Below are 24,304 nucleotides of genomic sequence, written 5' to 3'. Positions count from 1 at the left end.
AGAGGTCAGGATAGGGGCCGGAAAACCGCCGGTCTTTGCGCTATGTCATGGGGAGGCGGCGCATCGCACCGATTCGTGGAAATCGGCGCGATGCTGTAGCCGGACCGCTTTCGCAGGGGCTTACTGGTAATGTCCGACCGGGGTGCCTGCGATCGCGCTCATGTTCAGAAGGCCGCGCGCGGTGATCGAGGGGGTGACGATATGCACGCGGTTGCCCATGCCCATCAGGATCGGCCCGACCTCAAGCCCCTTGGCCTTGAGCTTGAGCGCGTTGCGCACGCCCGAGGCCGAGTCGGTCCCCGAAAAGACCAGCACGTTCGCCGCGCCCTCGATACGGGAATTCGGCATCAGCCGTTCGCGAATGGCAGGGTCCAGCGCCGAATCGACATGCATCTCGCCGTCGAAGATGAAATCTGCGCCGCGCTTGTGCAGGATCTCCATCGCGGCGCGCATGCGGTTGCCGGAATCCGTTTGCAGGTTGCCGAATTGGGAATGGCTGCACAGGGCGACCTTGGGGGTGACGCCGAAACGGCGGACATGCCGGGCGGCGCCGATGGCGGCTTCGGCTACCTGCTCGGGGGTGGGGTGGTGGTTGACCTGCGTATCGGCGACGAACAACGGCCCGTCTTCCAGGATCATCAGCGACAGCGCGCCCACGGGGCGCAGGCCGTCGCGGGCAAGGATCTGGCGGACATAGTTCAGATGCCAGGAAAACTGGCCGAAGGTGCCGCAGATCATGCTGTCCGCTTCGCCGCGATGGACCATGACCGCGCCGATGGCGGTGGTGTTGGTGCGCATGATCGCGCGGGCGATGTCGGGGGTGACGCCCTGCCGGGCCATCAACTCGTGATAGGTGCCCCAGTAATCGCGATAGCGGGGATCGTTTTCGGGGTTCACGATCTGGAAATCGACATTGGGACGGATCGGCAGGCCGGCGCGTTCGGCGCGGCGCTCGATCACCTCGGGGCGGCCGATGAGGATCGGAACATCGGTCGTTTCCTCGATCATCGCATTGGCGGCGCGCAACACGCGCTCATCCTCGCCCTCGGCAAAGACGATGCGGCGCTTGGCGGTGGCGGCGGCCTCGAAGACCGGACGCATGATCAGGGCCGAGCGGAAAACCGAGCCGTCCAGCTTCTGCTTGTAGGCCGCCAGGTCGTCCAGCGGGCGGGCGGCCACGCCGGTCTCGATTGCGGCGCGCGCCACGGCCGAGGCGACGGTGCCGATCAGGCGGGGATCGAAGGGCTTGGGAATCAGGTAGTCCGGCCCGAAGGTGAGCCGCTCACCCTGATAGGCGGCGGCGGCTTCTGCGCTGGTGGTGGCGCGGGCAAGCTGGGCGATGGCCTGGATGCAGGCGATCTGCATTTCGTCGTTGATCGTGGTCGCACCCACGTCCAGCGCACCCCGGAAGATGAAGGGGAAGCACAGCACGTTGTTGACCTGGTTGGGAAAATCCGACCGGCCCGTGGCGATGATCGCATCGGGCGCCACGGCGCGCGCGTCGTCGGGCAGGATTTCCGGCGTCGGGTTGGCCAGCGCGAAGATGATCGGCTGCGGCTTCATGCGCGAAACCATCTGGGGCGTCAGCACATTGGGACCCGACAGGCCCAGGAACAGGTCCGCGCCCTCGATCACCTGATCCAGCGTGCGCAGATCGCTCTTCTGTGCATATTCGGCCTTTTGCGGAGTCATCTGCGCCTCGCGGCCTTCGTGGACCAGCCCCTCGATATCGCAAAGCCAGACGTTTTCGCGCCGGACCCCCAGCTTCAGCAGCATGTTCAGGCAGGCGATGCCTGCCGCGCCGCCGCCGGTCGAGACGACCTTGATATCCTCGAACCGCCGCCCCGAGACATGCAGCGCATTGGTCGCGGCGGCCCCCACGACGATAGCGGTGCCGTGCTGGTCGTCGTGGAAGACGGGAATGTTCATGCGTTCGCGGCACAGCTTTTCCACGATGAAGCAGTCGGGCGCCTTGATGTCTTCAAGGTTGATCGCGCCGAAGGTGGGTTCCAGCGCACAGACGATATCGGCCAGTTTCTCGGGGTCGGTTTCGTTCACCTCGATATCGAAACAGTCGATATCGGCGAATTTCTTGAACAGGACCGCCTTGCCTTCCATGACCGGTTTGCTGGCCAGCGCACCGATATTGCCCAGCCCCAGCACCGCCGTGCCGTTCGAGACCACGGCGACCAGGTTGCCGCGCGCGGTATAGCGCGCCGCGTCATGGGGATCGGCCTGGATTTCCAGGCAGGCCTCGGCCACGCCCGGCGAATAGGCGCGCGACAGGTCGCGCCCGTTGGCAAGCGGCTTGGTCGCCCGGATCTCCAGCTTTCCGGGGCGAGGAAATTCGTGATAATCCAATGCGGCCTGCCTGGCGCTATCCTGTCTGCGTTCTTCCATTTCTGCCCCTCCAAAAAGATGGTTCATCGTTAAACTATTTTTTCCGCGACGAACAGAGCCGGGTGACGCTTGCAAGATTTTTCCGTCGCGCGCAGATTTGCCCCCAAGCCTATGAGGTAAAGATGAACATCATGTTAGCAGCCCGCGAGGTTCGCGAAAATGCCTATGCGCCCTATTCGCGTTTCAAGGTCGGTGCGGCGGTGCGCGGCGCGTCGGGTGCGATCTATCGCGGCTGCAATGTCGAGAACGTGGCCTATCCCGAAGGCACCTGTGCCGAGGCGGGTGCCATCGCCGCCATGATCGCGGCGGGCGAGACGGAGCTGGTCGAGGTCTGCGTGATGGCCGGCGGCCCTGCGCCCGTGCCCCCATGCGGGGGTTGCCGCCAGAAGCTGGCGGAATTCGGCGGGCCGGAAACCCCGATCCTGCTGGCCACCCTGTCCGGCGCGACCTTGCGGACGACGATCGGCGAATTGCTGCCGGGCCGTTTCGGGACCGATCACCTCATGCGCCGCGATGGTTGATTCCCGCCCCCTGGGTCGCTGCCCCGCGCGTGGTCTGGCGCCGGTTCTTCCGGGCGGGGCCCTGCCCCGTGCCGGGATCGACCCGGCGCGGGCCAGCGAGGCTTGCGCCTCGGGCGCGGTGGCCGCCGTCCGGCCGCGGGGCCTGGAAAGGCCGGCGGCATGAGCCGGGCCTTCCTGGTGGTGATGGACAGCGTGGGCATCGGTGGCGCGCCCGATGCCGGCGCCTATTTCAACGATGGCCTGCCCGACACGGGCGCCAATACCATTGCCCATATCGCGCAGGCGCGCGGGCTGCATATGCCCAACCTCGACCGCCTGGGGCTGGGGGCGGCGGTGCGGCTGGCCTCGGGGGAAGACGCGCCGGGGCTGGGGCAGGCGCCGCTTGGGCTGTGGGGCGTGGGCGTCGAAAGCTCGAAGGGGAAGGACACGCCCTCGGGGCATTGGGAACTGGCGGGCGTGTCCGTGCCGTGGGACTGGCATTATTTCCCCAAGGGCAGCCCGGCCTTTCCCCAAACCCTTGGGCGCGCCATCGCGGAACTGGCCGAGACCGAGGGCATCCTGGGCGACTGCCATGCCTCGGGGACCGAGATCGTCGCAAGGCTGGGCGAGGCGCATCTGACCAGCGGCTGGCCGATCTGCTACACCTCGGCCGACAGCGTGTTGCAGATCGCCGCGCATGAGGAAGCCTTCGGTCTCGACCGGCTGTATCGCCTGTGCGAGGGCGTCGCCGCGCTGGTCCATCCGATGCGGGTAGGCCGGGTCATCGCGCGGCCCTTCCTTGGCCAGCCGGGCGGTTTCGCGCGGACCGGCAACCGCCGCGATTACGCCCTGCCGGTGCCGGGCCGCACCATCCTGGACATTGCGCGGAAGGCCGGGCGCGAGACCCACGCGCTGGGCAAGATCGGCGATATCTTTTCGCATCGCGGGGTCGGGCGGCTGCACAAGGGGGCCACGGACGCCGAACTTGCCGGTCACTTGCTGCGGCTGGCCGACCAGGCGGGGGACGGCGCGCTGGTCTTTGCCAATTTCGTCGAGTTCGACAGCCTGTATGGCCACCGCCGCGACGCCCTGGGCTATGGCAGCGCGCTGGAATGGTTCGACACCGTGGCCGGACAGTTTCTGGCGCGGCTGCGGCCCGGCGACCTGGCGCTGTTCACCGCCGATCACGGCAACGACCCCACCTGGCACGGCACCGATCACACCCGCGAATGCGTGCCGGTGCTGGGTTGGGGCGTCGGGTCGCGCGCCATCGGCAAGGTGGGTTTCGCGGATGTGGGGGCCTCGGTCCTGGCCCATTTGGGCCTGCCCCCGCCCGATGCCGGACGCTCGTTTCTGGAGGAGAGATGAAGAAGATCGAATTGCACCTGCATCTGGAAGGCGCGGCCCCGCCCGCCTTCATTCGCGGCTTGGCCGCCGAAAAGAGCCATGCCTTGCCCGCGATCTTCGATGAAGGCGGCAATTACCGTTTTGACGGATTCCGCGACTTCCTGCGGGTCTACGACGCCGTCAGCGCAACCCTGCAAGGCCCGCGCGACTATGCCCGGCTGCTGCGCGTGGTGCTGGAGGAATGCGCGGAAAACGGCGCGATCCATGTCGAGCTTTTCGTCTCGCCCGATTTTTGCGGGGGCGGCGATCTGCCCGCCTGGCGCGATCATCTTGCCGCGATGGAGGAGGTCGCCCGCGACATGCGCGCGCAAGGGATCGGCAGTTCGGCGATCCTGACCGCGCTGCGCCATCTGGACCCCGCGCAGTCGAAGAAGGCCGCGATCTGCGCAGCGGAAACGGCGGGGGATTGGGTCGCGGGCTTTGGCATGGCAGGGGCCGAGACCGCCGCCCCCGCCCGCGATTTCGCCTGGGCCTTCGATTGCGCGCGCGAGGCGGGGCTGGGCCTGACCTGCCACGCCGGGGAATGGGGTGGCCCGTCCTCGATCCGCGAGGCGCTGTCGCTGGGCGTCACCCGCATCGGCCACGGCATCCGCGCGGTCGAGGATCCCGCGCTGGTCCGCCACCTGGCCGAATCGGGGATCACGCTGGAATGCTGCCCCGGCTCGAACGTGGCGCTTGGGCTTTGCCGCGACCTGCGCGCCCACCCCATTGCGCAACTGGCCGATGCGGGGGTGCGCGTCACCGTCTCGACCGACGATCCGCCGTTTTTTCGCACCGACCTGCGCCGCGAATATCAGGGGCTTGCCGATGCCTTCGGCTGGGCCGAGGCCGAATTCACGCAGATGAACCAGTGGGCGATCGACGCGGCTTTCTGTAAGGAAGAGGTCAAGGAACACCTGCGAAAGGAACTGACATGACCCCGCATCTGACCGTCGTGAATCATCCGCTTGTCCAGCACAAGCTGACGATCATGCGCGACAAGAACACCTCGACCGGGGGATTTCGCAGGCTCTTACGCGAAATCAGCCTGCTTCTGGCCTATGAGATCACGCGCGAACTGGACCTGACCACCACCACCGTCGAGACGCCCATGCAGCAGATGGAGGCCCCGACGCTGGAAGGCAAGAAGCTGGCGCTGATCTCGATCCTGCGGGCGGGAAACGGGCTGATGGACGGGATCCTGGAACTGATCCCGGCGGCCCGCGTGGGCTTTGTCGGGCTGTATCGCGACCCCGAAACGCTGCGGCCCGTGCAATATTATGCCAAGGTTCCCAATCAGTTGGACGCGCGCATGACGATCGTGGTCGATCCGATGCTGGCGACCGGGAACTCGACCGTCGCGGCGATCGACCTGCTGAAGCAGGAAGGCGCGCGCAATATCCGCTTCCTGTGCCTGCTGGCCGCCCCCGAAGGGGTGGCGCGGATGCGCGAAGCCCATCCCGATGTGCCCATCGTCACCGCCGCGCTGGATCAGGGGCTGGACGACCACGGCTATATCCTGCCCGGTCTGGGCGATGCGGGCGACCGGCTGTTCGGGACGAAATGATCGCGCGTTAACCGGGCGTTCAGGTTTTGGCCTTATGCCTTGCCCCGTTACCTGTGCGATCGGGGGAAGGAAGATGGGATTTCGGCTGTGGCAGGGCCTTGCGGCCTTCTGGCTGTGTTGCGGGGCGCTGGCGGCGTCGGTGCTGCAACCGGCGGAACCGCCTCCGCCGGATTTCGCGGGCAGGCAATATATCGACAGCCGTGGCTGCATCTTCATGGCCGACGGGGCAGGCGGTTGGGTGCCGCGCCTCTATGATGGCGAATTGCTTTGCGGCTATCCGCCCACCCTGTCGGTGCGCCAGCTTGCATCAAGGCCGCCCGATCCCGCGCGCGGTCGCCAGGTCGAACAGGTGCTGGCGGAAACGCTGTTTGCAGGGCTGCGCGATGGTGAGCTGGAAGGCTCTGCCCAACCCTTCCGGCCATTGCCCGACATGGGACCCGAGCCTGCCTCGGACGCGCCGGCGCTTGCCCTGCAAGCCGAAATCGCGGCGCAACCGCAGATCCGCCGCAGCATGGCGGGCGGGCTGAGGCCGAATCGCAACCTCTGCCGGTTGCTGGGCCATGACGGGCCGGGCGATGGGCCGGAACCGGGCCGGATCGGGCAGGACCCGACCGAAGGGTTCTGCGATGCGCTGCCGGGTGCCGCGCTGTCGCGCCTGGCCTTCGCCCGCCCTGCCACATTGCCGCAGCCGCCCGAAGCCGGGCCAGCGCCTGATCCCACGGAACCGGCCCCGCAAGACAAGGCCCCGCAGTTGGCCGCGAACGCCCAGCCCGCCGCCCCGCCTGCGGGGGCCGCGTCACCCCGGCCTGCCGCCTCGCCCGCTGTTGCGACGCCGATCCCGTCCGCGGCTGCCTCTCACGCGGGGGGGCGGCGGGCTGCCTTTGTCGATGGTATCCCACCCGGCGCAAGATTCGTGCAGCTTGCCACCGTGCATAGTGCGGCAGAGGCCGATCAGGTCGCCCGGCACATCCTTGCGCTGGGTTATCGCCCCCACCGCCTCAAGCCCGGATCCGACGGCGCCGATGGTCCGCAGGTCCTGCTGGCGGGTCCGTTCGACGATCGCCAGTCCATCGTGATCGCCCTGGACCGATTGCGCAGGGCCGGGTTTCGCGACGCCATGCCGCGATGAAGGCGCGCGCGTCGCTGGTCTAGTCGGCGCAGATGGTGCGCAGCACCGTCCAATAGCGTTCCTCGATCACCGGGGCGGCCGGGGGGGCGGTGCGATAGGGATCGGCCTCGATCAGTGCCAGCGTCGCTTCGCCCGTCGGGTCCAGGTCGCGCGCATAGGGCTGGCTGGGAACGCCCGCACGGGAAAAAAGCGCCAGCAACGGCTCATCCCCCGGCGGCGCAGGTTCCTGGGTCAAGAGAACCTCGCCATATCCGTCCAGCGCACCCTCGGGCAGGGCACCGGTCGTCAGCAGGTAAAAGCTCGCCCTTGCGCCCGCATAGCGCAGGGCTTGCAACAGCGGGTCGTCGCGTTGGGCGGTCGCCTGTGCGGCCAGAACATGCCCGGCGGTGACTTCGGGATCGGCCTGCCCCGACACCAGCCTGTCGCCGACGACCGTGATCTTGCCGGGCAGGGCAAGGGCGCGGTCCAGCGCGGTGGGCACGATATGCAGGCTGTGGCCCGGGCCAAGCAGCCGCTCTGCAAACTGCCCGGACAATGCATCCGCCGAAGGGCGATGGCAGGCTGTGCCGGTGGTCTGTTCGATCTGGGCCAGAACCCTGGCGCCGATATCGCTTTGCTGCGCAGGGGGTGCGACCTTGGCGGCGTGGCGGATCATCGCCGGGGGCAGCCACAGGACCGCCGCCGCCAGCATCGCCAGGGCTCCGGCCAGGGTGATTCCCTGGCGCAGCCTGCCGGGGTGGGGACGGCGCGCCTCGATCACCCGATGGACCTTCTCGATGGCCGAGATCATCAGGTCGTCCTCGACCTCAAGTTCTTCGTCCGCCCCATCGCCGCCGGGGGAATAAAGCGCGGGCATCTGGCCGGGGTTCAGGCGGGTGACCGCGGGCAGCGACCAATGCGCAAGCGGAGTGTCCGAGCGCGGATCGGTCAGCACCAGCGTCGCATCGCCAAAGGAAACAATGACATCACGCCGCTGCGCCTCGGGCGTCTCGCGCCAGATACCCGAGGCTTCTAGCCGTTCATACTGGTTCAGCGCGGTCATGGTTAAGCGGTTGGTTCAGGTGATGTTTCACCTGACCATAGGGCTTGCGCGGCGGCGGTCAACCGGCCAGCGGCAAGGTGGCGCGGATGGCATGGGCAACCCCCTGATCCCGTGGCAGGGAATGCAAACCCGATCTGCCCGACTGTCGGCTTGCCGGGCGGGCTGGCTGTCGGCGGCACCGATCGCGAAAGCCGTAACGGTTGTGGCAGGTGTGCGGATGCCGGGACCGTGAAGGGGCAAGGGACGCTGAACGATCTGTCCAATGTCGCATGACCATGCCCGAGCCGTGCGGGCGCCCCGTTGCGTGGTGCGCCTGAAGGGCGAATAGCGGATCGGCATCGCCTGAGGGGCGTTGAAGGGCTTGTCCGATGCGGTGCGATTCGGCCCGAGCCGGGTGGGCAATCCGTTGCATGGGACGTCTGAAGCGCAAATACCTGATCGGCATCGCCTGATGGGGCGTTGAACGGCTTGTCCGATGCGGCGTAGCTGGGTCGAACCCGTGTCGCCGGCCTGTGCGGCTGAACGAGAGGGGAATACCGACCGACATCCCTTGATAGGCGGCCGAAATGGTCTGCGCAGCAGGGCAAACTGGTCTTGAAGGCGGAAATTTTCTCGAATCGGTCGAAGAATGCCATCTTTTCGGGTTGATTTTCATCAGGCGCAGAGTTCTTCCGCGATACTTTTCAGCATCCCTTTCCCCCATAGCTTGCCAGTCTATCATATAACTATCAACAGTTTGCGCGACGGCATGCAGAACCTGCTTTGGCGTGACCGAATGGATCGCGATGATAGGGCGGCCCGCATGTCCCCCTGCTGCAGGAGCGATTTTCCGATATCATGCCGCTGTCCAGGGTGGGGATGGCGTGTATTTTTACGAGGGACCGCCTTGGGTGGTTGCAGGTAGGTCGCCGTCAGATCGGGCGATCTTGTTGAAGGGAAACCCTTGCCGGTCGGGCCAAGGAAGGAAAGCCGCAGATCAGCGCGCCGGAAGGTCTTGAGCGGCGCGCGCCGATGATGGGAACGGCTGTCGCTGTCGCTGTCGCTGTCGCTGTCGCTGTCGCTGTCGCTTCCGGCAAAATCCGATGGTTTTGCAAGGCGCCGCGTCACTGCATCGGGCCAAGGACCACGGGGGCAATGCGGTCCGTGGCGGGACACTCATCCGGGGCGGCGGGCGAATTCAGGGCGCCCCAAGTTGGTCGCCCCGGACCCCGAAAACTGCCGCAAGCTTTCCCCGACTGCCTTGTGCGGCCTGGCGCTCAGTCGCGCTGCGGCACGGCCATGCCCTTTTCCCGCGCAAGGCTGCGCATGCGGTCTTGCAGCTTTTCGAAGGCGCGGACCTCGATCTGGCGGATGCGCTCGCGCGAGACGCCATAGCGTTCGGACAGTTCTTCCAGCGTCATCGGGTCGTCGCGCAGGCGGCGCTCCATCAGGATGTCCTTTTCGCGGTCGTTCAGCACACCCATCGCGCCGATCAGCATGTCGCGGCGGGTCGAAAGCTCATCCGCTTCGGCGTAGCTTCCGGCCTGATCGGCGGTCTCGTCTTCCAGCCAGTCCTGCCATTGCGCGGTCGCATCGCCATCGGCCGAACCCACCGTCGCGTTCAGCGAGGCATCGCCCCCCGACAGGCGGCGGTTCATGTCGATGACCTCTTGCTCGGTCACGTTCAGGTCATGGGCGATCTGCTGGACGTTTTCGGGCCGCAGGTCGCCTTCCTCGAAGGCACCCAGCTTGGCCTTGGCCTTGCGCAGGTTGAAGAACAGTTTCTTCTGTGCGCTGGTCGTGCCCATTTTCACCAGCGACCACGACCGCAGGATATATTCCTGGATCGAGGCGCGGATCCACCACATCGCATAGGTCGCCAACCGAAAGCCCTTTTCGGGGTCGAATCGCTTGACGGCCTGCATCAGGCCGACGTTGGCCTCGGATATCACCTCGGCCTGGGGCAGGCCGTAGCCGCGATAGCCCATCGCGATCTTGGCGGCCAGCCGCAGGTGGCTGGTGACCAGCTTTTCGGCGGCCTCGGGGTCCTCGTGATCGACCCAACGCTTGGCCAGCATATATTCCTCTTCCGGTTCAAGAAGGGGGAACTTCCTGATTTCCTGAAGATATCTGTTGAGGCCCTGTTCTGGGTTGAGGGCCGGAAGATTTGAAAAATTCGCCATCGTATTTCCCTGATCCCACGGGTTTCGCGGGTTTGTCCGAAAACGCGCCAGATCGGCGGCGGTTCCGTTTTGTTCTGCAACTTACGCCGGTTGCCGCAGGATTTGCAGCAGTTGGTCCATATCTTGGGGCAAGGGGCTGTCGAAGGCCAGTAACTGTCCGTTGACCGGATGGACAAAGCCCAGATGCGCCGCATGCAGCGCCTGGCGCGGAAAAGCCGCGATCATCTGCGCCGCCTCCGGCCCAAGCGCACGGGTCGAGGCGCGCCGCGCGCCGCCATAGACCGGGTCGCCGATCAGCCCCAGTCCGGCGTGGGACATATGGACGCGGATCTGATGGGTGCGCCCGGTTTCCAGCCGGCATTCGGCCAGCATCGCGCCGGGGGGTGTGCCGAAAGCCTGCACCATCCGCGCCCGCGTGACCGCGTGGCGGCCCCGGTCGAAGCTGACCGCCTGCCGCTGCCGGTCGGTCGGATGGCGGCCCAGCATGGTGGTGATGCGCAAGACGCCGCCCGGCTCGAAGGCGATGCCGCGCAACCCCCGCAGGCGCGGATCGGCGGGGTCGATCGCCCCATGCGCCAGCGCCAGATAGCGGCGGTCGATGTCATGGGCGGCGAATTGGGCGGCCAGCCCGTGGTGGGCGCGGTCGGTCTTGGCCACGACCAGAAGGCCCGAGGTGTCCTTGTCGATGCGATGCACGATCCCCGGCCTTGCCGCGCCGCCGATCCCCGACAGGCTGCCCGCGCAATGGGCCAGAAGCGCGTTGACCAGCGTGCCGTCGGGCGATCCGGGGGCAGGGTGGACGACCATGCCCGCGGGCTTGTCGATCACGATCAGGTCGTCGTCCTCGTGGATGACGTTCAGCGGTATCGCCTGCGGCTGCGCCTCGATCGGTTCGGGCGCGGCCAGCGTGATGCGGAACGCGCCGCCCGTCACTTTCGCGCGGATGTCGGTCACCACGCCCTCGGGTCCCGCGACCGCGCCCTCGGCGATCAGCCGCGCAAGGCGCGAGCGGGAAAGCGACGCATCCTCTGGCGCGGCGGCGGCAAGGGCCTTATCAAGCCGTTCGGGCGGGCTGTCTGCGGGCAGGGTGATGATGAGGTCGGACATGAAGCGGGTCGAAGATCGGGAAGATGCGCCAATGGTGCCCATGCTGCGCTATCTGCGCGCGCTTGTCACCCTGCTTGCGGTGGTCATGGCCCTGGGGATGATCGCCATCGCGGCCATCCTGTGGCTGAGGCTGAGCGCACCCGCGCCCCTGCCCGAACTGCCCGCCGGGATCGAACTGCCCCAAGGCAGCGCGGTCGAGGCGCTGACCTTCGCCCGCGACTGGATCGTCGTCGTGACCGGGTCGGGCGAGGTGCTGCTTTACGACCATGATGGCGTGCTGCGGGGCAGGCTTCAGCCCTGATCGGCCGGCTTGCCTTCCAGCGCGTCGAGCCTTGCGCGCAATTCGGCGTTTTCGGTGCGCGCCTTGATGGCCATCTCGCGCACGGCCTCGAATTCCTCGCGGGTGACGAAGTCGCGCTCGGCCAGCCAGCGGTCGATCCAGCCGTTGAAGGCCGTCTGCGCCTCGGACCGGGCGCCCTGGGCCACGCCCATCGCGTTGGTCATCAATTTCGAGAGATCGTCGAACATACGGTTCTGCGAGGACATGCTGGGGCCTTTCGGAATGGACTGGTCTTCTATATGGCCCCCATCAGGGCCGGGTTCAATTCCCCGCCGAACCGGAAAACCGAAAACCAAGGCGCGCCATGATCCCCTTCCCCGAGATTTCGCCCGAAATTTTCACGATCCACATCTTCGGCACGGCCTTGTCGCTGCGCTGGTATGCGCTGGCCTATCTGGTCGGGTTGCTGGTCGGCTGGTGGATCATCGCCGCGCTGATGCGCCGCCCGCATCTTTGGGGCGGCACCGCGCCGATGGCGCCGGGCAAGGCCGAGGAACTGCTGACATGGGTGATCGGCGGCGTCATCGTCGGCGGGCGGCTTGGCTTCGTGCTGTTTTACGAACCCGCGACCTATCTGGCCAATCCGGGCCAGATCATCCGCATCGATCAGGGCGGCATGTCCTTTCACGGCGGTTTCCTTGGCGTGGTGATCGCGTCCTGGATATTCTGCCGCCGCAACGGCATCGCGACCCTGCGCCTGGCCGATGCGCTGGCGGTGGCGACGCCGGTAGGGCTTGGGCTGGGCCGGGTCGCGAACTTCATCAACGCCGAACTGTGGGGCCGTCCCACCGACCTGCCCTGGGGCGTGGTCTTTCCCGGTCAGGCCGCGCAGTTCTGCCCCGGCGTCACCGGCCTCTGCGCCCGCCACCCCAGCCAGCTTTACGAGGCCGCGCTGGAGGGCGTCCTGCTGCTGCTGGTCCTGCTGGCCATCGTGCGCGCGGGGGGGCTGCGCCGTCCGGGCCTGGCGCTTGGCGTCTTTGTCGCCGGTTACGGGCTTTCGCGTTTCGTGGTCGAGTTCTTCCGCCAGGCCGATGCCCGCTTCATCACGGCCGACAACCCGCTGGGCCATGTCATCGGCGGCCCGGTCTGGGGCGTGACGATGGGCCAGCTTCTGTCGCTGCCGATGGTGCTGGTCGGGCTGGCCTTTGTTGCCCTTGCGTTGCGGCGGCCAGCGGTCGGGCCGTGACTGCGCTTGGACGCCTGATCGCGGCCCGTATCCGCGCAGGCGGACCGATGCGGCTGGACGAATACATGCAGCTTTGCCTGCTGCATCCGCAGCACGGCTATTACGCCACGCGCGACCCTTTCGGCGCATCGGGCGATTTCACCACCGCGCCGGAAATCAGCCAGATGTTCGGCGAGATGGTCGGCCTTGCGCTGGCGCAGGCGTGGCTGGATCAGGGCGCGCCCACCCCCTTCACGCTGGCCGAGGTCGGGCCGGGGCGCGGCACGCTGATGGCCGACATCCTGCGCGCGATCCGAATCGTTCCGGGGATGTTGGATGCCGCCCGCGTAACGCTGGTCGAGGCATCGGCCCATCTGCGCGGCATCCAGCGCGACAGGCTGGGGCAGGCCCTGCATCTGGATGATGTCGGCAGCTTGCCGGATGCGCCCCTTTTCCTTGTCGCGAACGAATTCTTCGACGCCCTGCCCATTCGCCAGTTCCAGCGCCAGCCCGAAGGCTGGGCCGAGCGGATCGTGGGCATCGACCCCGCGGGCGATCTGACCCTTGGCCTTGCCGCGCCGCAGCCTCTGGACCTGCCTGGCCAACTGGGCGATGTGCGCGAAATCTGCCCCGCCGCCGCCCCCATCATGACCCGGATCGCCAGCCTGATCGCGCGTTTCGGCGGCTGCGCGCTGGTGATCGACTATGGCGGATGGGACGGCGCGGGCGACACCTTCCAGGCCCTGCGCAATCACCGCCCCGAGGATGTGCTGGCCCATCCCGGACAGGTCGACCTGACCGCGCATGTCGATTTCGCGCCCCTTGCCCGCGCGGCCATCGCGGCGGGCGCGCAGGCGTCCAGGTTGGTCGCGCAAGGGCCGTGGCTTCTGTCGCTTGGCATGGCCGGGCGGGCGGCAAGGCTTGGCGCGGCGGGGGACGGCGGCGCGGCTGGGGCGCTTCACCGCTTGACCCACGCCGAAGAAATGGGACAGTTGTTCAAGGCGCTGGCGATCTGGCCGCGCCAGGCAGTCCCGCCGCCCGGATTCGAACCCCTGGACGCTCATGCAGACCACGATTGAGATCCTGACCCAGAACCTGCTTTCCCCCGTCCGTCACGGGTTCTTCACGCGCAAGGGCGGGGCAAGTTCGGGCCTGTTCGCGGGGCTGAACTGCGGGCGCGGGTCCAGCGACCAGGCCGAGATCGTGGCGATCAACCGCGCCCGCGTGGCCGAGGCGATGGGCGTGGCCCCGGGCGCGCTGGTCACCGTCAACCAGACCCATTCCGCCGATGTCGTGACCGTGACCGAAGGCGACGATCCCGCCCAGTTGGCCAGCCGCCCCGCGGACGCGATCGTGACCAACGTGCCGGGCCGCGCGCTGGCCGTGCTGACCGCCGATTGCCAGCCGATCCTGCTGGCCGACGCGCAGGCCGGCGTCATCGGCGCGGCCCATGCCGGCTGGAAAGGCGCGCTGAGCGGCGTGATCGAGGCCACCGTCGGCGCCATGCAGGACCTTGGCGCGACCCGCATCCGCGCCGTCATCGGTCCCACGATCAGCCAGCGGGTCTATGAGGTGGGCGAGGATTTCATGGACGAATTCCTGGCCGAGGACCCCGACTGGCACCGCTTTTTCACGGGCGGGCCGAACGGGCGGCCCATGTTCGACCTGCCGTCCTACGGCCTGATGCGCCTGCGCGATGCAGGGGTCGAAGCCGAATGGATCGGGCATTGCACCTATTCGGACCCGCAGCGGTTCTTTTCCTATCGCCGTGCGACCCATGAAGGGGCCGCCGATTACGGACGGCTGATCTCGGCCATCGTGCTTTGAAGGCCGGTCGCTTCGGCATCTTGCGCCGCTGGCGTGATCGCGCCATGAACGGGGCGATGCCGTCCCCGCTGCTTCCGCAGGACGACCGGATCGGGGTTCGGCGGCGATCTGACCGACCGGGAATCGAAAGGCTTTTCTGAATGGAGATCTTTCTGGGCGCGGAACTCAGACCCTTCAGCATCATCGCGGGCATCACGCTGGTCCTGGCACTGTTCGAGGTGCTGCTGATGGTCCTTGGCCTGTCCAGCGGCGATGATGGCGAAGGCGCCGATTTCGACCTGGACGCCGAGGGGATGGAGTCGGGCATCCAGCCCGCCGATCTGGACCTGTTCAGCGCCGATGAGATCGCGAGCCTCGACCTGCCCCGCGACGAACGCGCTGAAATGTTGCGCCCCCGCCCGTCGCGCCGCCGCGCCATCCTGTCCAGCATCGGGATCGGCAACGGCCCGCTGCTGGTGGCGCTGTCGTGCATGTCGGCCTGCGTGTGCGCCCTTGGCTTCGCCCTGCAAGCCGCGCTGGACAGCCTGCTGGGCTTCATGCTGCCGGGGGTGGTGGCGCTGCTGATCGTCCTGATCCCCGGCCTGCGCATGGCGGGGGGCATGACGCGCTGGCTGTCGCGCCTGATCCCGACCTTTGAAAGCCAGGCCATTTCCGCCAAGACCTACAACGGCCGCTACGGCGTTGTCGTGACCGGCACCGCCCGCGCCGGTTATCCCGCGCAGGTCCGCTGGTATGACCTTTACGGCACCATGCACAACATCATGGCCGAACCCTTCCGCGAAACCGATGCGATCCCCGAGGGCACGAAGGTTCTTCTTGTCCGCACCCGGCAGATGCAACCCCGCATCGTCGCGCGGACGGAAGGGCCCAACCAACTTGCAAGTTATTGAAAGGAAAGGCATAGCATATGGCCTATCTCGGCATTCTTCTTCCTGCGCTGATCCTGCTGGTCGCGCTGCTGGCCTCGGGCATGGTCCTTGTCCGGCTCTACAAGAAATCGAACCCCGAAACCGCGCTGGTGCGCACCGGCGTCGGTGGGCTGAAGGTCGTGACGGGCGGCGGGGTCCTGGTGGTTCCGGGGCTGCACGACCTCTTGCGCGTGAACATGAAGACCATGACCATCACCGTGAACGGCGGCGAGGGGCTGATCACCAAGGACAGCCGCCGGGTCGATGCCGAGGCGCAGTTCTTCATCCGCGTCGGCTCGAACGCGCAGGCCATCGCGGCGGCGGCGCAATCGCTTGGCCAGAACACCAATGACGTCGCGGCGATCCGCAGCCTGCTGGAGGGCAAGGTGCAGGACACCATGCGCGCCATCACCGCCGGCATGGACCTGATCGAACTGCACCGCTCGCGCGCGGATTTCGTGCAGAAGGTCCAGCAGACGCTGAATAAGGACCTGGAGCCCAACGGCCTTGAACTGGAAAGCGTCGCGCTGACCAAGCTGGACGAAACCCCGCTGTCGCGGCTGGACGAAAACAACTCTTTCGACATCACCGGCCTGCGCGCCCGCGCCGCCACGGTCGAGGAACAGCGCAAGGCCCGCGTCGCCATCGAGGAAGAGGCCGCGCTGGAGATCGCCCGGACCCAGAAGGAAAACCGGGTCCGCCGCCTTCAGGTCGAGCGCGAGGAACATGACGCGACCCAGTCGCAGCGGTTGGAAGTCGCCAATATGACCGCCAATACCGAGCGGGAAGAGGCCAAGATTGCCGAGGAAACCGCGCTTGCCCGCGAAAGGGCGCGGATCGAGCGCGAGCGCGCCGTGCGCGAGAACGAGATCGAAAGCGACAAGCAGATCCGCGCCGCCGACATCGCCAGCCAGCAGTCCATCGAACTGGCCGAGCAGTTGAAGGCCGCCGAAGTCGCGATCAGTTCGGAACGGCAAAGCCAGGCCGAAGCCGCCGCCGCCGAGGCGCGCGCCAAGGCCATCGCCGCTGCCGAGGGCGTGAACACCGCGCGCATCCTTGCCGTGGCAGAACGCGAAAAGGACGTTGCGGTCATGGTCGCCGAGCAAGAGGCCGAGCAGCGCGCCACCGCCCTGCGCGTCCAGGCGCGGGTCGAACGCGAAGCCGCCGAGGACCAGGCCGCCGCCGTGATCGCCAAGGCCGAGGCCGACGCGCAGGCGATCAAGATTTCTGCCGCCGCCATCCGCGACAAGGGCCAGGCCGAGGCCGACGCCATCGCCGCGCGGGTCGAGGCCGAAAACCGCATCTCGCCCGAGGTCATGGCCCATAAGGAGCGGCTGGCCAAGATCGAGGCGCTGCCCGCCATCATCTCGGCGATGGTCGAGCCTGCGCGCCATATCGAATCCTTCCGCGTCCATCAGGTCACGGGCGTGGGCGGGCTGACCGGGGGCTCGGCTGCCGACAAGACCGGCGACGGGGTGATGGACAGCCTGTTCAGCGGAATGCGCACCAATGCGGTGGCGATGCCGATCCTCAAGCAGATCGGGGATGAACTGGGGATGAAATTCGATGGCTCGATCGGTGACATCGCCTCGGGTCTCGACCTGCCCGAGGACGGACCCGGCCGGGAAATGCGCGAACCCGAACGCCCTGCCTGATCCGGTGGGGACCGGGCGGCGCAGTCATGGCTCTGCCCGACCCCCCGCCGTGGATCACAGCGCGGCGATTTCGTTCAGCAGATCACCGTTCACCATGATGCCCCGCCTCTCGGCCTCGGCGCGCATGGCGAAACGCCTTGCACCGGGCAGCCTTGCCCCTTCCTGCCCTTCGATGGCCTGCGCCAGGACGGCGAAGCGGTCGGGGGTGCCGGGCGAGAACGCCAGCGGGTCGATGGCGATGAGGAATTGCCCGGTGCCCGGCGGTGTGCCTTCGGCATCCAGGAACGAGGACGCCTCGGCCGCGTAGTTCGAGCCGGTCATGCCCGCGGCGAGCAGTTCGACCATCAGCGCCAGCGCGATGCCCTTGGCATCGCCAAGGGGCGCCATCGTGCCTTGCAGGGCGCGTTTGGCGTCGGTCGTCGGCTGCCCGTTGCTGTCGAAGGCCCAATCCGATGGAATTACCTCGCCGCGCCTGGCCGCGGCGGCGATATTGCCGCGTGCGACCTTGGACAGGGCCATGTCGATGACGATGGGGTCCTCGGCGCTGCGGGGGCAGGCGAAGGCGATGGGGTTGGTGCCAAGGACCGCGCGATTGCCGCCCCAGGGCGCCATCGCGGCGGGGGTATTGGCGAACAGCAGCGCGATCAGCCCCTGCCGGGCCAGCGCCTCGACGAACAGTCCCGCCGCGCCGCAATGATGCGAGCGGGCGATGGCGGCGCAGGCGATGCCCTGCGCCCGCGCCATGTCGGGCAGTTCGCCGACCGCGAGGTCCAGCGCCGGATAGGCGAAACCGTGATCGGCATCGACCAGCAGGGCGCCGGGACGGGGGCGCGAGGGCCGGATATTGGCCGAGGCGTTGACCTTGCCCGCCCGCAACTGCGCGATATAGGACGGCAACCGCCCCAGCCCGTGCCCCTTGAAGCCGTCCGCCTCGGCCCGCACCAGCGCGCCCGCCACGCTTTGCGCGACAGGCGCCGCCGCGCCGTTGCGGATCAGTGCGGCGCTGGCGAGGTCCTGGGCGTCCTGCAATGACAACCGGGTCATCTAAACGTCCCCCGTCAGATGCGCGCGCACCGAGGCGACGGTGACCTGAGAAACGCGGTGGTTCGATTCCCGGCTCAGCCCGGCGATATGCGGGGTCAGGATGACGTTGGGCAGCCCCGCGAAACCCGCGGCCTGATCGGCGGGCAGCGGCTCGGTCTCGAACACGTCCAGCGCCGCGCCGCCAAGCCTGCCTGCGGCCAGCGCCTGCGCCAGTGCGGATTCGTCCACGACCCCGCCGCGCGCGGCGTTGATCAGGATCGCGTCCTTTTTCATCGCGGCGATGGCCTTGGTCCCGATCAGGTGGCGGGTCGCATCGGTCAGCGGAACATGCAGCGAGATCACGTCGCTTTGCCCCACGATCTGGTCAAGGCTGGCCGGTTCGACGCGGCCAAGCGGCGTCGTCCAGGCCGGATCGTCCGCCGCCACGAACGGGTCGTGGGCCGCGACGCGCATCCCCATCGCCAGCCCGCGCGCCGCCGTTTCCCGCGCGATCGAGCCGAAGCCGACCAGTCCCAGCCGCTTGCCCTGTATCTCGCGCCCGTTCATCAGCGCATTTCGCGCCCAATCGCCCCCGGCCAGCCGCGAGGGGGTCGCGAAGACGCCCCGCAGCAGCACCATCGCCGCGCCGATGACATATTCGGCGACCGAGACGTCATTCGCCCCCGTCGCCGGACAGACCGCGACACCGGCGGCCTTGCAGGCGGCGAGGTCGATATTGTCCAGACCCACGCCCAACCGGCCCACGACACGCAGCCGGGGCGCGCGGGCCAGCAGTTCCGCGTTGACCTGCGTGCGGTTCCTGACGATCAGGGCATCGGCCTCGGCAAGGGCATCGAGCAGCCCCTGCCGGTCGTCCACCAGTTCGGGGCGATAGACGATATCCCAGGACGCCAGCCCGTCGCGCAGGATGTCCTCTTCCATGAATTCCGATACGACTGCCTTCAAACTGGTCTCCTCCGTTATTGGGGGCGCGGGTGGCTGCGATATGCGTGGCGATTATTGCGCGAAGATGCCCGCCCGGTCGATGATCGGCTCCCACAGGGCGATCTGCGCTTCCAGCATCTGGCGCAGCCCTTCGGGATTGGCCTGTTCGATGGGCATGGGGACGGTGCCGATATCCGCCAGCCGCGCGATCACATCGGGATCCTGAAGGGCGGTCTGCAACGCGGTCTCCAGCCTGGTGACCACCGCTTCATCCATTCCGGCGGGACCGTAAAGGCCGTGCCAGACGCCGATCTGAACGGCTGCGATATCCGCCTCGGCGGTGGTGGGCAGGTCGGGCAGGCTGTCGATACGTTCCTGCGAGGTCACCGCATAGGCCTTGATGCTGCCATTGCGAATGGGCGAAACGGTGGTTGTCGCCTGATCGCACATGACATCCACCTGGTTGCCCATCAGGTCGGTCATCGCGGGGCCGGTTCCCTGATAGGGGACGGTGATCATCTCGATGCCCAGGGATTCCTGGATCAGCATTCCGCACAGATGCGCCGCACCGCCGATGCCGCCATGCGCGATGGTCATGGCCTCGCCTTCCGCGCGGATCAGGTCCAGCAGTTCCTCGATGCTGTCGGCCCCGAGGCCGGGCCTGCCGGTGATCACCATCGGCGCGTCGGTAGCCAGGCCGATGGGGGTGAAGTCCTGGGTCGTGGAATAGGGCAGGTTGGCATAAAGCGCGCCGGAAACCGCCATCGCGATATGGTTGATCAGCAGGTTATACCCATCGGGCGCCGCATGTGCGACCTGCGCCGAGCCAAGCGTTCCACCCGCACCGCCGACGTTCTGCACCAGGACCTGCTGGCCCATCTCGCGCCCCATCGAATGGGCGATGACCCTGGCCACGGTGTCGCTTGGCCCGCCCGCCGAAAAAGGCACGACGATGGTGACTGGCTGCGTCGGATAGTCCTGGGCAAGCACCGGCGCAGCCAGTGCGCCAGCGCCGATCAAGGCGAGTGCCGCGGATTGAAGTCTTGAAATCATGTTTTCCTCCCAGTGGTTGGCCGTGATCGGGCTGCGCGGGCATTCCTCCTCGATGCCCGCGCGGCCTTGCTGTCGTGCCTGCGGTCCCGGTCGGTGAAGAAGGCCCCGGACTTGTGGGTGGAAAGGGGTCAGGGATTTTCACGACGGACAGGGAAGGCGTTTCCCCGCCCGGACCGGATCTTTCATCATATAATAGCTATCTTATATCTTATATAATAGTCAAGCCTCTTCTCACCGGCGCGCCAAGCGCCTAGATTGCAAGGGCAACAAGGGGCAGGACAGCATGACGACAGCCAGGGCGGATGAAACGACGGGTCTCGGCCTGCGGCCACTTTATGTGCAGGTGCGCGAAAAGCTGCTGCGCCGGCTGGTGGACGGGGTCTGGGCGCCCGGCGACATCCTGCCAAGCGAGATGCAGCTTGCCGCCGAGCTTGGCGTCAGCCAGGGCACGGTGCGCAAGGCGCTGGACGCGATGGCGGCTGAAAACCTGGTCGTGCGCAAGCAGGGGCGGGGCACCTTCGTTGCGCGCCATGACGATGAACGCATCATGTTCCAGTTCTTTCGCCTTACGCCCGATGCGGGCGAGCAGAAGTTCCCCGACAGCGCCATCCTGTCCACCGGCACCTTTCCGGCCAGCGTCGAAGAGCAGAAGGCCCTGGGTCTTGCGCCCGCCGCGCAGGTCATCCGCATCGAAAGGCTGCGGTCGATCGGCGGAATGCCCGCCATCGTCGAGACGGTCATCCTTCCCGCCGATATTTTCGGCGCATTGCAGGGGATGGAACTGCCCAACAACCTCTACGGTCTTTTCGCGGTCAGTTTCGGGGTGGTGATCATGCGTTCGACCGAGCGGCTCAAGGCCGTCGACGCCAGTGCCCGCGAGGCCGAACTGCTGTCGCTTGCCCCCGGTGCGCCAGTGCTGCAAATCAGCCGCATCGCCTATTCGCTGGAAGACCGGCCCGTCGAATTGCGGATCAGCAGATGCGCGACCGAAAGCTTTCACTACAGCGTCGATCTGCGCTGAGGCCGGTGCCGGGATGGGGAAAGCCCGCAGCAACGCGGGCTTTCCGGGGCCTTGCCTTGCCGCGATCACGGCAAGGCCGACCGGCGAGCGCGTTCAGCTTCCGTCGCTGTCCCTGACGGTGTCGAAGAACAGGTCGCGCCAGTCGTCGGTGTCCTGGGTGATCAGGCCGACGCGGGCCATGTAGTTCACATAGGGCAGCAGGCGCTGGGGCGTGGTCGTCCACCTGGTTTGCGGGTCCTGGATCAGGGCCACGATTTCCTCATGCGTCAGGTTGGTGCTTTCGGCAGCGGCCCAGATGCGCGCGGCTTCCTCGGGGTTTTCCTGGATGAAACTGATGCTTTCCTCAAGCGCGGCCATCAGCGCGGCGACGATTTCGGGATTGCCTTCTACAAAGTCGTTCTTGGCCCAGATGACGGTGAAGGTATGGGGACCGTCCAGAACGTCGTAGCTGTCCAGGACCTTCCGCGCGCGCGGATCCTTTATTTCAAGGTTCTGGAAGGGGGGTGATCCGAAATGCGCGTTGATCTCGGATTGGCCGCCCATCAGGGCAAGTTGCGCGTCGGGATGGCCCATCGAAACGGTGAAGGCGTCAAGATCGGCGTGCCTGCCTTCGCCCAGATATTTCTCGGCCGCCATTTGCAGGGTGATGGCCTGGATCGAGGTCTTGACCGCCGGCAGCGCGATCTTGTCCCCGCGCGAGAAGTCGGCGATGGATTCGACCTCGGGATTCGTCGTGACCAGGTGCAAGGGCATCGAGGAAAGCGCGGCCAACCCCTTGATCCCCAGGTTGTTCTGCGTGCGCGCCCAGATCGTCAGCATGGGCGTCGTGCCGCCCGCCGCGATGTCCAGGTTGCCCGAAAGCAGCGCCTCGTTCATGCCCGATCCGCCGGTGAAGCGCAGCCATTCGGTGGTGACGTCCACACCGGCCTCTTGCGCGTGCTTTTCCAGCAGGCCCTGTTCCTGCACCAGCGTCAGGGGCATGTAGCCGATGCCGAACTGGCGGGCCAGCCGGACATTGACGGTTTCGGCGATCGAGGGCAGCGCCCCGAAGACCGACAAAGCCGCGCCAAGGGCGACGGACAGCTTGAAGTTGTTCATTCTTTTTTCCTCCCGAAAGCCACGGTTTCCCGTTCCGTGGCAAACAGGCCCGCCCCATCGGGACGGGCCGCGATTTCAGTGCTGCACGCCCCAGCGCTGGATCGTGCAGCGCTCGATGGTGCGGAAGATCAGGTTTTCGACCACCAGCCCGATGACGATGACGGTCAGCAGACCCGCGAAGACCTTGGGGATGTCCAGCAGGTTCTTGTTCTCAAAGATGAACCAGCCAAGACCGCCCGAGCCGGAACTGACGCCGAAGACCAGTTCCGCCGCGATCAGGGTCCGCCAGGCAAAGGCCCAGCCGATCTTGAGGCCGGTCAGGATGCTGGGGAATGCCGCCGGAATCAGGACCTTGGTGATGAAGCCGAATCCCTTCAGGCCATAGTTCCGTCCGACCATCTTCAGTGTCTTGCTGACGCTGAGAAAACCCGAATGCGTGTTCAGCGCGATGGCCCAGGTGACCGAATGGACCAGCACGAAGACCAGGCTGGCATTGCCAAGCCCGAACCAGATCAGCGCCAGCGGCAAGAGTGCGATGGCGGGCAGCGGGTTGAACATCGAGGTCATGGTTTCCAGGAAGTCGGTCCCGATCCGCGACGCCATCGCCAGTGCGGTCAGCGCGGCTGCCAGCGCGATGCCGATGACATAACCCGTGACCAGGACCTTGAGCGAAACCCACGCCGCCGAGGGCAGGGTGCCGTTCATCAGCGCGCCGAAGAACGCGCCCGCCGTGGCGGTGAAGGTCGGAAACAGCAGGTCGTTGTTCAGCACCCGGCCATAGATTTCCCAGATACAGGCCAGCACGACCAGAATGAACAGCTTGCGCAGCCAGGGTTCGCGATAGAAGGTCTCGAAGGTGGAAAGCGGCTGTTCGATGATCGTCAACTCGCCGCCCTCGACATCGTCGTGATAGATCTCGGGGCGCTCGGTGGTGGCGCCGTTGCGCAGGGGCAGGACGCGGGCGGTCGCTTCAGGCATGCTCCATCTCCTCGGGTTCGTGGGCGAAAAGCATCTGGTGGATGTGGCGCTCCAGCTCGGCGGCCTCGCGCGGGTCGGTGGTGCTGTTCAACTCGGCCTTGACCCGGCCCGGATGGGGCGACAGCAGCAGGATGCGGTTGCCGATCTTGATCGCCTCGGCGATGGAATGGGTGACGAACAGCACGGTGAAGCGCGTGTCGTCCCACAGTTTCAGCAATTCGTCCTGCATCTTGCGCCGGGTCAGGGCGTCCAGCGCGGCAAAGGGTTCGTCCATCAGCAGGATGTCCGGCTCCATCGCCATGCCGCGGGCGATGGCGACGCGCTGCTTCATGCCGCCCGACAGCATATGCGGATGGCTGTCGGCGAACTTGCCCAGGCCCACCTTTTCGACATATTCCATCGCCTTTTCCTCGGCCTGCCGGCGGGACATGCGCTTGGCGTTTTGCAGGGCGAAGGCCACGTTCTGCTTGACGGTCTTCCACGGCAGAAGCTGGTCGAATTCCTGGAACACCATCATCCGGTCGGGACCGGGCTGGGTGATCTTGCGGCCCTTCAGCGTCATGTCCCCCTCGGTGGGCGTGATATAGCCCCCGACGGCCTTCTGAAGCGTGGATTTGCCGCAACCCGACGGACCCAGCAGGATGAAGCGGTCACCCTGTTGGACATCGAAGCTGACGCGATAGGTTGCCGTTATCAGGTGATGGGGCGTCTTGTATTGCAACGTGACGCCCCGAACGGCAAGCAGCGGATCCTGATGCTGCATGTCTCCTCCCTATGGTTTTCTGGCGCGCGTCCCGTTTTCCGGGCCGCCGTGATGCTGGACCCCCTTGCGGGAGGCGGATACCGGATCCCGCGCTTTCCTCCTTGCGCAAGCCAGTCAGGGCAAGATGCTGCCCTGTTGCGGGCAGTCTATTTGCAAATTTTACTGCCTCAAACTGATTAATTCTTATGTTTATCGTAAGTTGGATTTACGAATCCATGCGGATAAACTGTTAGTA

23 protein-coding genes are annotated in these 24,304 nt (G+C 66.6%); 12 read left to right on the top strand and 11 right to left on the bottom strand.

The window, feature by feature from the left end:
- Positions 1 to 120: 120 nt before the first annotated feature.
- Positions 121 to 2,400: an NADP-dependent malic enzyme gene (locus Q0O97_RS07395; RefSeq protein ID WP_294926766.1), complete on the bottom strand. Its 2,280-nt coding sequence runs from the start codon at positions 2,398 to 2,400 to the stop codon at positions 121 to 123.
- A gap of 122 nt (positions 2,401 to 2,522) precedes the next feature.
- Here Q0O97_RS07395 and Q0O97_RS07390 point away from each other — a divergent pair, with 122 nt between their 5' ends.
- The 5 genes from Q0O97_RS07390 to Q0O97_RS07370 all read left to right on the top strand — a co-directional run bounded on the left by Q0O97_RS07390 (position 2,523) and on the right by Q0O97_RS07370 (position 6,982).
- Positions 2,523 to 2,921: a cytidine deaminase gene (locus Q0O97_RS07390; RefSeq protein ID WP_294926764.1), complete on the top strand. Its 399-nt coding sequence runs from the start codon at positions 2,523 to 2,525 to the stop codon at positions 2,919 to 2,921.
- A 159-nt stretch (positions 2,922 to 3,080) separates the two neighbouring features.
- Positions 3,081 to 4,268 (top strand): phosphopentomutase, encoded by a 1,188-nt coding sequence (locus tag Q0O97_RS07385; RefSeq protein WP_294926762.1) that lies wholly within the window; start codon positions 3,081 to 3,083, stop codon positions 4,266 to 4,268.
- A complete protein-coding gene (locus Q0O97_RS07380) occupies positions 4,265 to 5,224 on the top strand; it encodes an adenosine deaminase (protein ID WP_294926760.1) in 960 nt (319 codons plus the stop codon). The genes Q0O97_RS07385 and Q0O97_RS07380 overlap by 4 nt, the downstream gene beginning before the upstream one ends.
- Positions 5,221 to 5,853, top strand: a complete 633-nt coding sequence (gene upp, locus Q0O97_RS07375) for a uracil phosphoribosyltransferase (RefSeq protein ID WP_294926758.1) — start codon at positions 5,221 to 5,223, stop codon at positions 5,851 to 5,853. Before Q0O97_RS07380 ends, upp begins: the two co-directional genes overlap by 4 nt.
- A 73-nt stretch (positions 5,854 to 5,926) precedes the next feature.
- A complete protein-coding gene (locus Q0O97_RS07370) occupies positions 5,927 to 6,982 on the top strand; it encodes an SPOR domain-containing protein (RefSeq protein ID WP_294926755.1) in 1,056 nt (351 codons plus the stop codon).
- 19 nt (positions 6,983 to 7,001) lie between these two features.
- Here the strand turns inward: Q0O97_RS07370 and Q0O97_RS07365 are convergent, their stop codons facing one another.
- The 3 genes from Q0O97_RS07365 to Q0O97_RS07355 all read right to left on the bottom strand — a co-directional run bounded on the left by Q0O97_RS07365 (position 7,002) and on the right by Q0O97_RS07355 (position 11,293).
- Complete coding sequence (locus Q0O97_RS07365; protein WP_294926753.1) at positions 7,002 to 8,024, bottom strand: hypothetical protein; 1,023 nt, start codon at positions 8,022 to 8,024, stop codon at positions 7,002 to 7,004.
- A 1,256-nt stretch (positions 8,025 to 9,280) separates the two neighbouring features.
- Positions 9,281 to 10,186 (bottom strand): RNA polymerase sigma factor RpoH, encoded by a 906-nt coding sequence (gene rpoH, locus Q0O97_RS07360; protein ID WP_294926751.1) that lies wholly within the window; start codon positions 10,184 to 10,186, stop codon positions 9,281 to 9,283.
- Between the two features lie 81 nt (positions 10,187 to 10,267).
- The gene (locus Q0O97_RS07355; protein WP_294926749.1) at positions 10,268 to 11,293 is read right to left on the bottom strand and encodes an RluA family pseudouridine synthase; all 1,026 of its coding nucleotides are present in this window, start codon (positions 11,291 to 11,293) and stop codon (positions 10,268 to 10,270) included.
- On the opposite strand from Q0O97_RS07355, the gene Q0O97_RS07350 reads away from it, so the two are divergent.
- On the top strand, positions 11,292 to 11,594 hold the full coding sequence (locus Q0O97_RS07350) for a DUF6476 family protein (RefSeq protein WP_294926747.1): 303 nt from the start codon (positions 11,292 to 11,294) through the stop codon (positions 11,592 to 11,594). The genes Q0O97_RS07355 and Q0O97_RS07350 overlap by 2 nt on opposite strands.
- On the opposite strand, the gene Q0O97_RS07345 is transcribed toward Q0O97_RS07350, so the two are convergent.
- Positions 11,585 to 11,839 carry an accessory factor UbiK family protein gene (locus Q0O97_RS07345; protein ID WP_294926745.1) on the bottom strand — a complete coding sequence of 85 codons (255 nt, stop codon included), beginning with the start codon at positions 11,837 to 11,839 and terminating at the stop codon, positions 11,585 to 11,587. The genes Q0O97_RS07350 and Q0O97_RS07345 overlap by 10 nt on opposite strands.
- Positions 11,840 to 11,937: 98 nt before the next feature.
- Here Q0O97_RS07345 and lgt point away from each other — a divergent pair, with 98 nt between their 5' ends.
- The 5 genes from lgt to Q0O97_RS07320 all read left to right on the top strand — a co-directional run bounded on the left by lgt (position 11,938) and on the right by Q0O97_RS07320 (position 17,188).
- Complete coding sequence (lgt, locus tag Q0O97_RS07340; RefSeq protein ID WP_294926743.1) at positions 11,938 to 12,819, top strand: prolipoprotein diacylglyceryl transferase; 882 nt, start codon at positions 11,938 to 11,940, stop codon at positions 12,817 to 12,819.
- The gene (locus tag Q0O97_RS07335) at positions 12,816 to 13,877 is read left to right on the top strand and encodes an SAM-dependent methyltransferase (RefSeq protein ID WP_294926741.1); all 1,062 of its coding nucleotides are present in this window, start codon (positions 12,816 to 12,818) and stop codon (positions 13,875 to 13,877) included. Before lgt ends, Q0O97_RS07335 begins: the two co-directional genes overlap by 4 nt.
- Positions 13,861 to 14,625, top strand: coding sequence for a peptidoglycan editing factor PgeF (gene pgeF, locus Q0O97_RS07330; protein WP_294926739.1), 765 nt, complete (start codon positions 13,861 to 13,863; stop codon positions 14,623 to 14,625). Before Q0O97_RS07335 ends, pgeF begins: the two co-directional genes overlap by 17 nt.
- Before the next feature lie 140 nt (positions 14,626 to 14,765).
- Complete coding sequence (locus tag Q0O97_RS07325; protein WP_294926737.1) at positions 14,766 to 15,515, top strand: OB-fold-containig protein; 750 nt, start codon at positions 14,766 to 14,768, stop codon at positions 15,513 to 15,515.
- 17 nt (positions 15,516 to 15,532) lie between these two features.
- Positions 15,533 to 17,188: a flotillin domain-containing protein gene (locus Q0O97_RS07320; protein ID WP_294926735.1), complete on the top strand. Its 1,656-nt coding sequence runs from the start codon at positions 15,533 to 15,535 to the stop codon at positions 17,186 to 17,188.
- 54 nt (positions 17,189 to 17,242) lie between these two features.
- Here Q0O97_RS07320 and Q0O97_RS07315 read toward each other — a convergent pair whose 3' ends face one another.
- From Q0O97_RS07315 to Q0O97_RS07305, 3 genes are read right to left on the bottom strand one after another with little or no spacing between them, the layout of a single operon-like run.
- Positions 17,243 to 18,232 carry an Ldh family oxidoreductase gene (locus Q0O97_RS07315; protein WP_294926733.1) on the bottom strand — a complete coding sequence of 330 codons (990 nt, stop codon included), beginning with the start codon at positions 18,230 to 18,232 and terminating at the stop codon, positions 17,243 to 17,245.
- Positions 18,233 to 19,177 carry a hydroxyacid dehydrogenase gene (locus Q0O97_RS07310; protein WP_294926731.1) on the bottom strand — a complete coding sequence of 315 codons (945 nt, stop codon included), beginning with the start codon at positions 19,175 to 19,177 and terminating at the stop codon, positions 18,233 to 18,235.
- Positions 19,178 to 19,228: 51 nt separating this feature from the next.
- Complete coding sequence (locus Q0O97_RS07305) at positions 19,229 to 20,209, bottom strand: tripartite tricarboxylate transporter substrate-binding protein (protein ID WP_294926729.1); 981 nt, start codon at positions 20,207 to 20,209, stop codon at positions 19,229 to 19,231.
- A 283-nt stretch (positions 20,210 to 20,492) separates the two neighbouring features.
- Here Q0O97_RS07305 and Q0O97_RS07300 point away from each other — a divergent pair, with 283 nt between their 5' ends.
- Positions 20,493 to 21,230 carry a GntR family transcriptional regulator gene (locus Q0O97_RS07300; protein WP_294926727.1) on the top strand — a complete coding sequence of 246 codons (738 nt, stop codon included), beginning with the start codon at positions 20,493 to 20,495 and terminating at the stop codon, positions 21,228 to 21,230.
- Between the two features lie 93 nt (positions 21,231 to 21,323).
- On the opposite strand, the gene Q0O97_RS07295 is transcribed toward Q0O97_RS07300, so the two are convergent.
- The 3 genes from Q0O97_RS07295 to Q0O97_RS07285 all read right to left on the bottom strand — a co-directional run bounded on the left by Q0O97_RS07295 (position 21,324) and on the right by Q0O97_RS07285 (position 24,069).
- A complete protein-coding gene (locus Q0O97_RS07295) occupies positions 21,324 to 22,328 on the bottom strand; it encodes an ABC transporter substrate-binding protein (RefSeq protein ID WP_294926725.1) in 1,005 nt (334 codons plus the stop codon).
- 75 nt (positions 22,329 to 22,403) lie between these two features.
- On the bottom strand, positions 22,404 to 23,306 hold the full coding sequence (locus Q0O97_RS07290) for an ABC transporter permease (RefSeq protein WP_294926723.1): 903 nt from the start codon (positions 23,304 to 23,306) through the stop codon (positions 22,404 to 22,406).
- A complete protein-coding gene (locus tag Q0O97_RS07285) occupies positions 23,299 to 24,069 on the bottom strand; it encodes an ABC transporter ATP-binding protein (RefSeq protein ID WP_294926721.1) in 771 nt (256 codons plus the stop codon). Before Q0O97_RS07285 ends, Q0O97_RS07290 begins: the two co-directional genes overlap by 8 nt.
- Positions 24,070 to 24,304: the final 235 nt, after the last annotated feature.

The sequence above is a fragment of the uncultured Paracoccus sp. genome (assembly GCF_945915435.1).
GTDB lineage: Bacteria > Pseudomonadota > Alphaproteobacteria > Rhodobacterales > Rhodobacteraceae > Paracoccus.
This window is presented reverse-complemented; position numbering and strand designations above follow the sequence as displayed.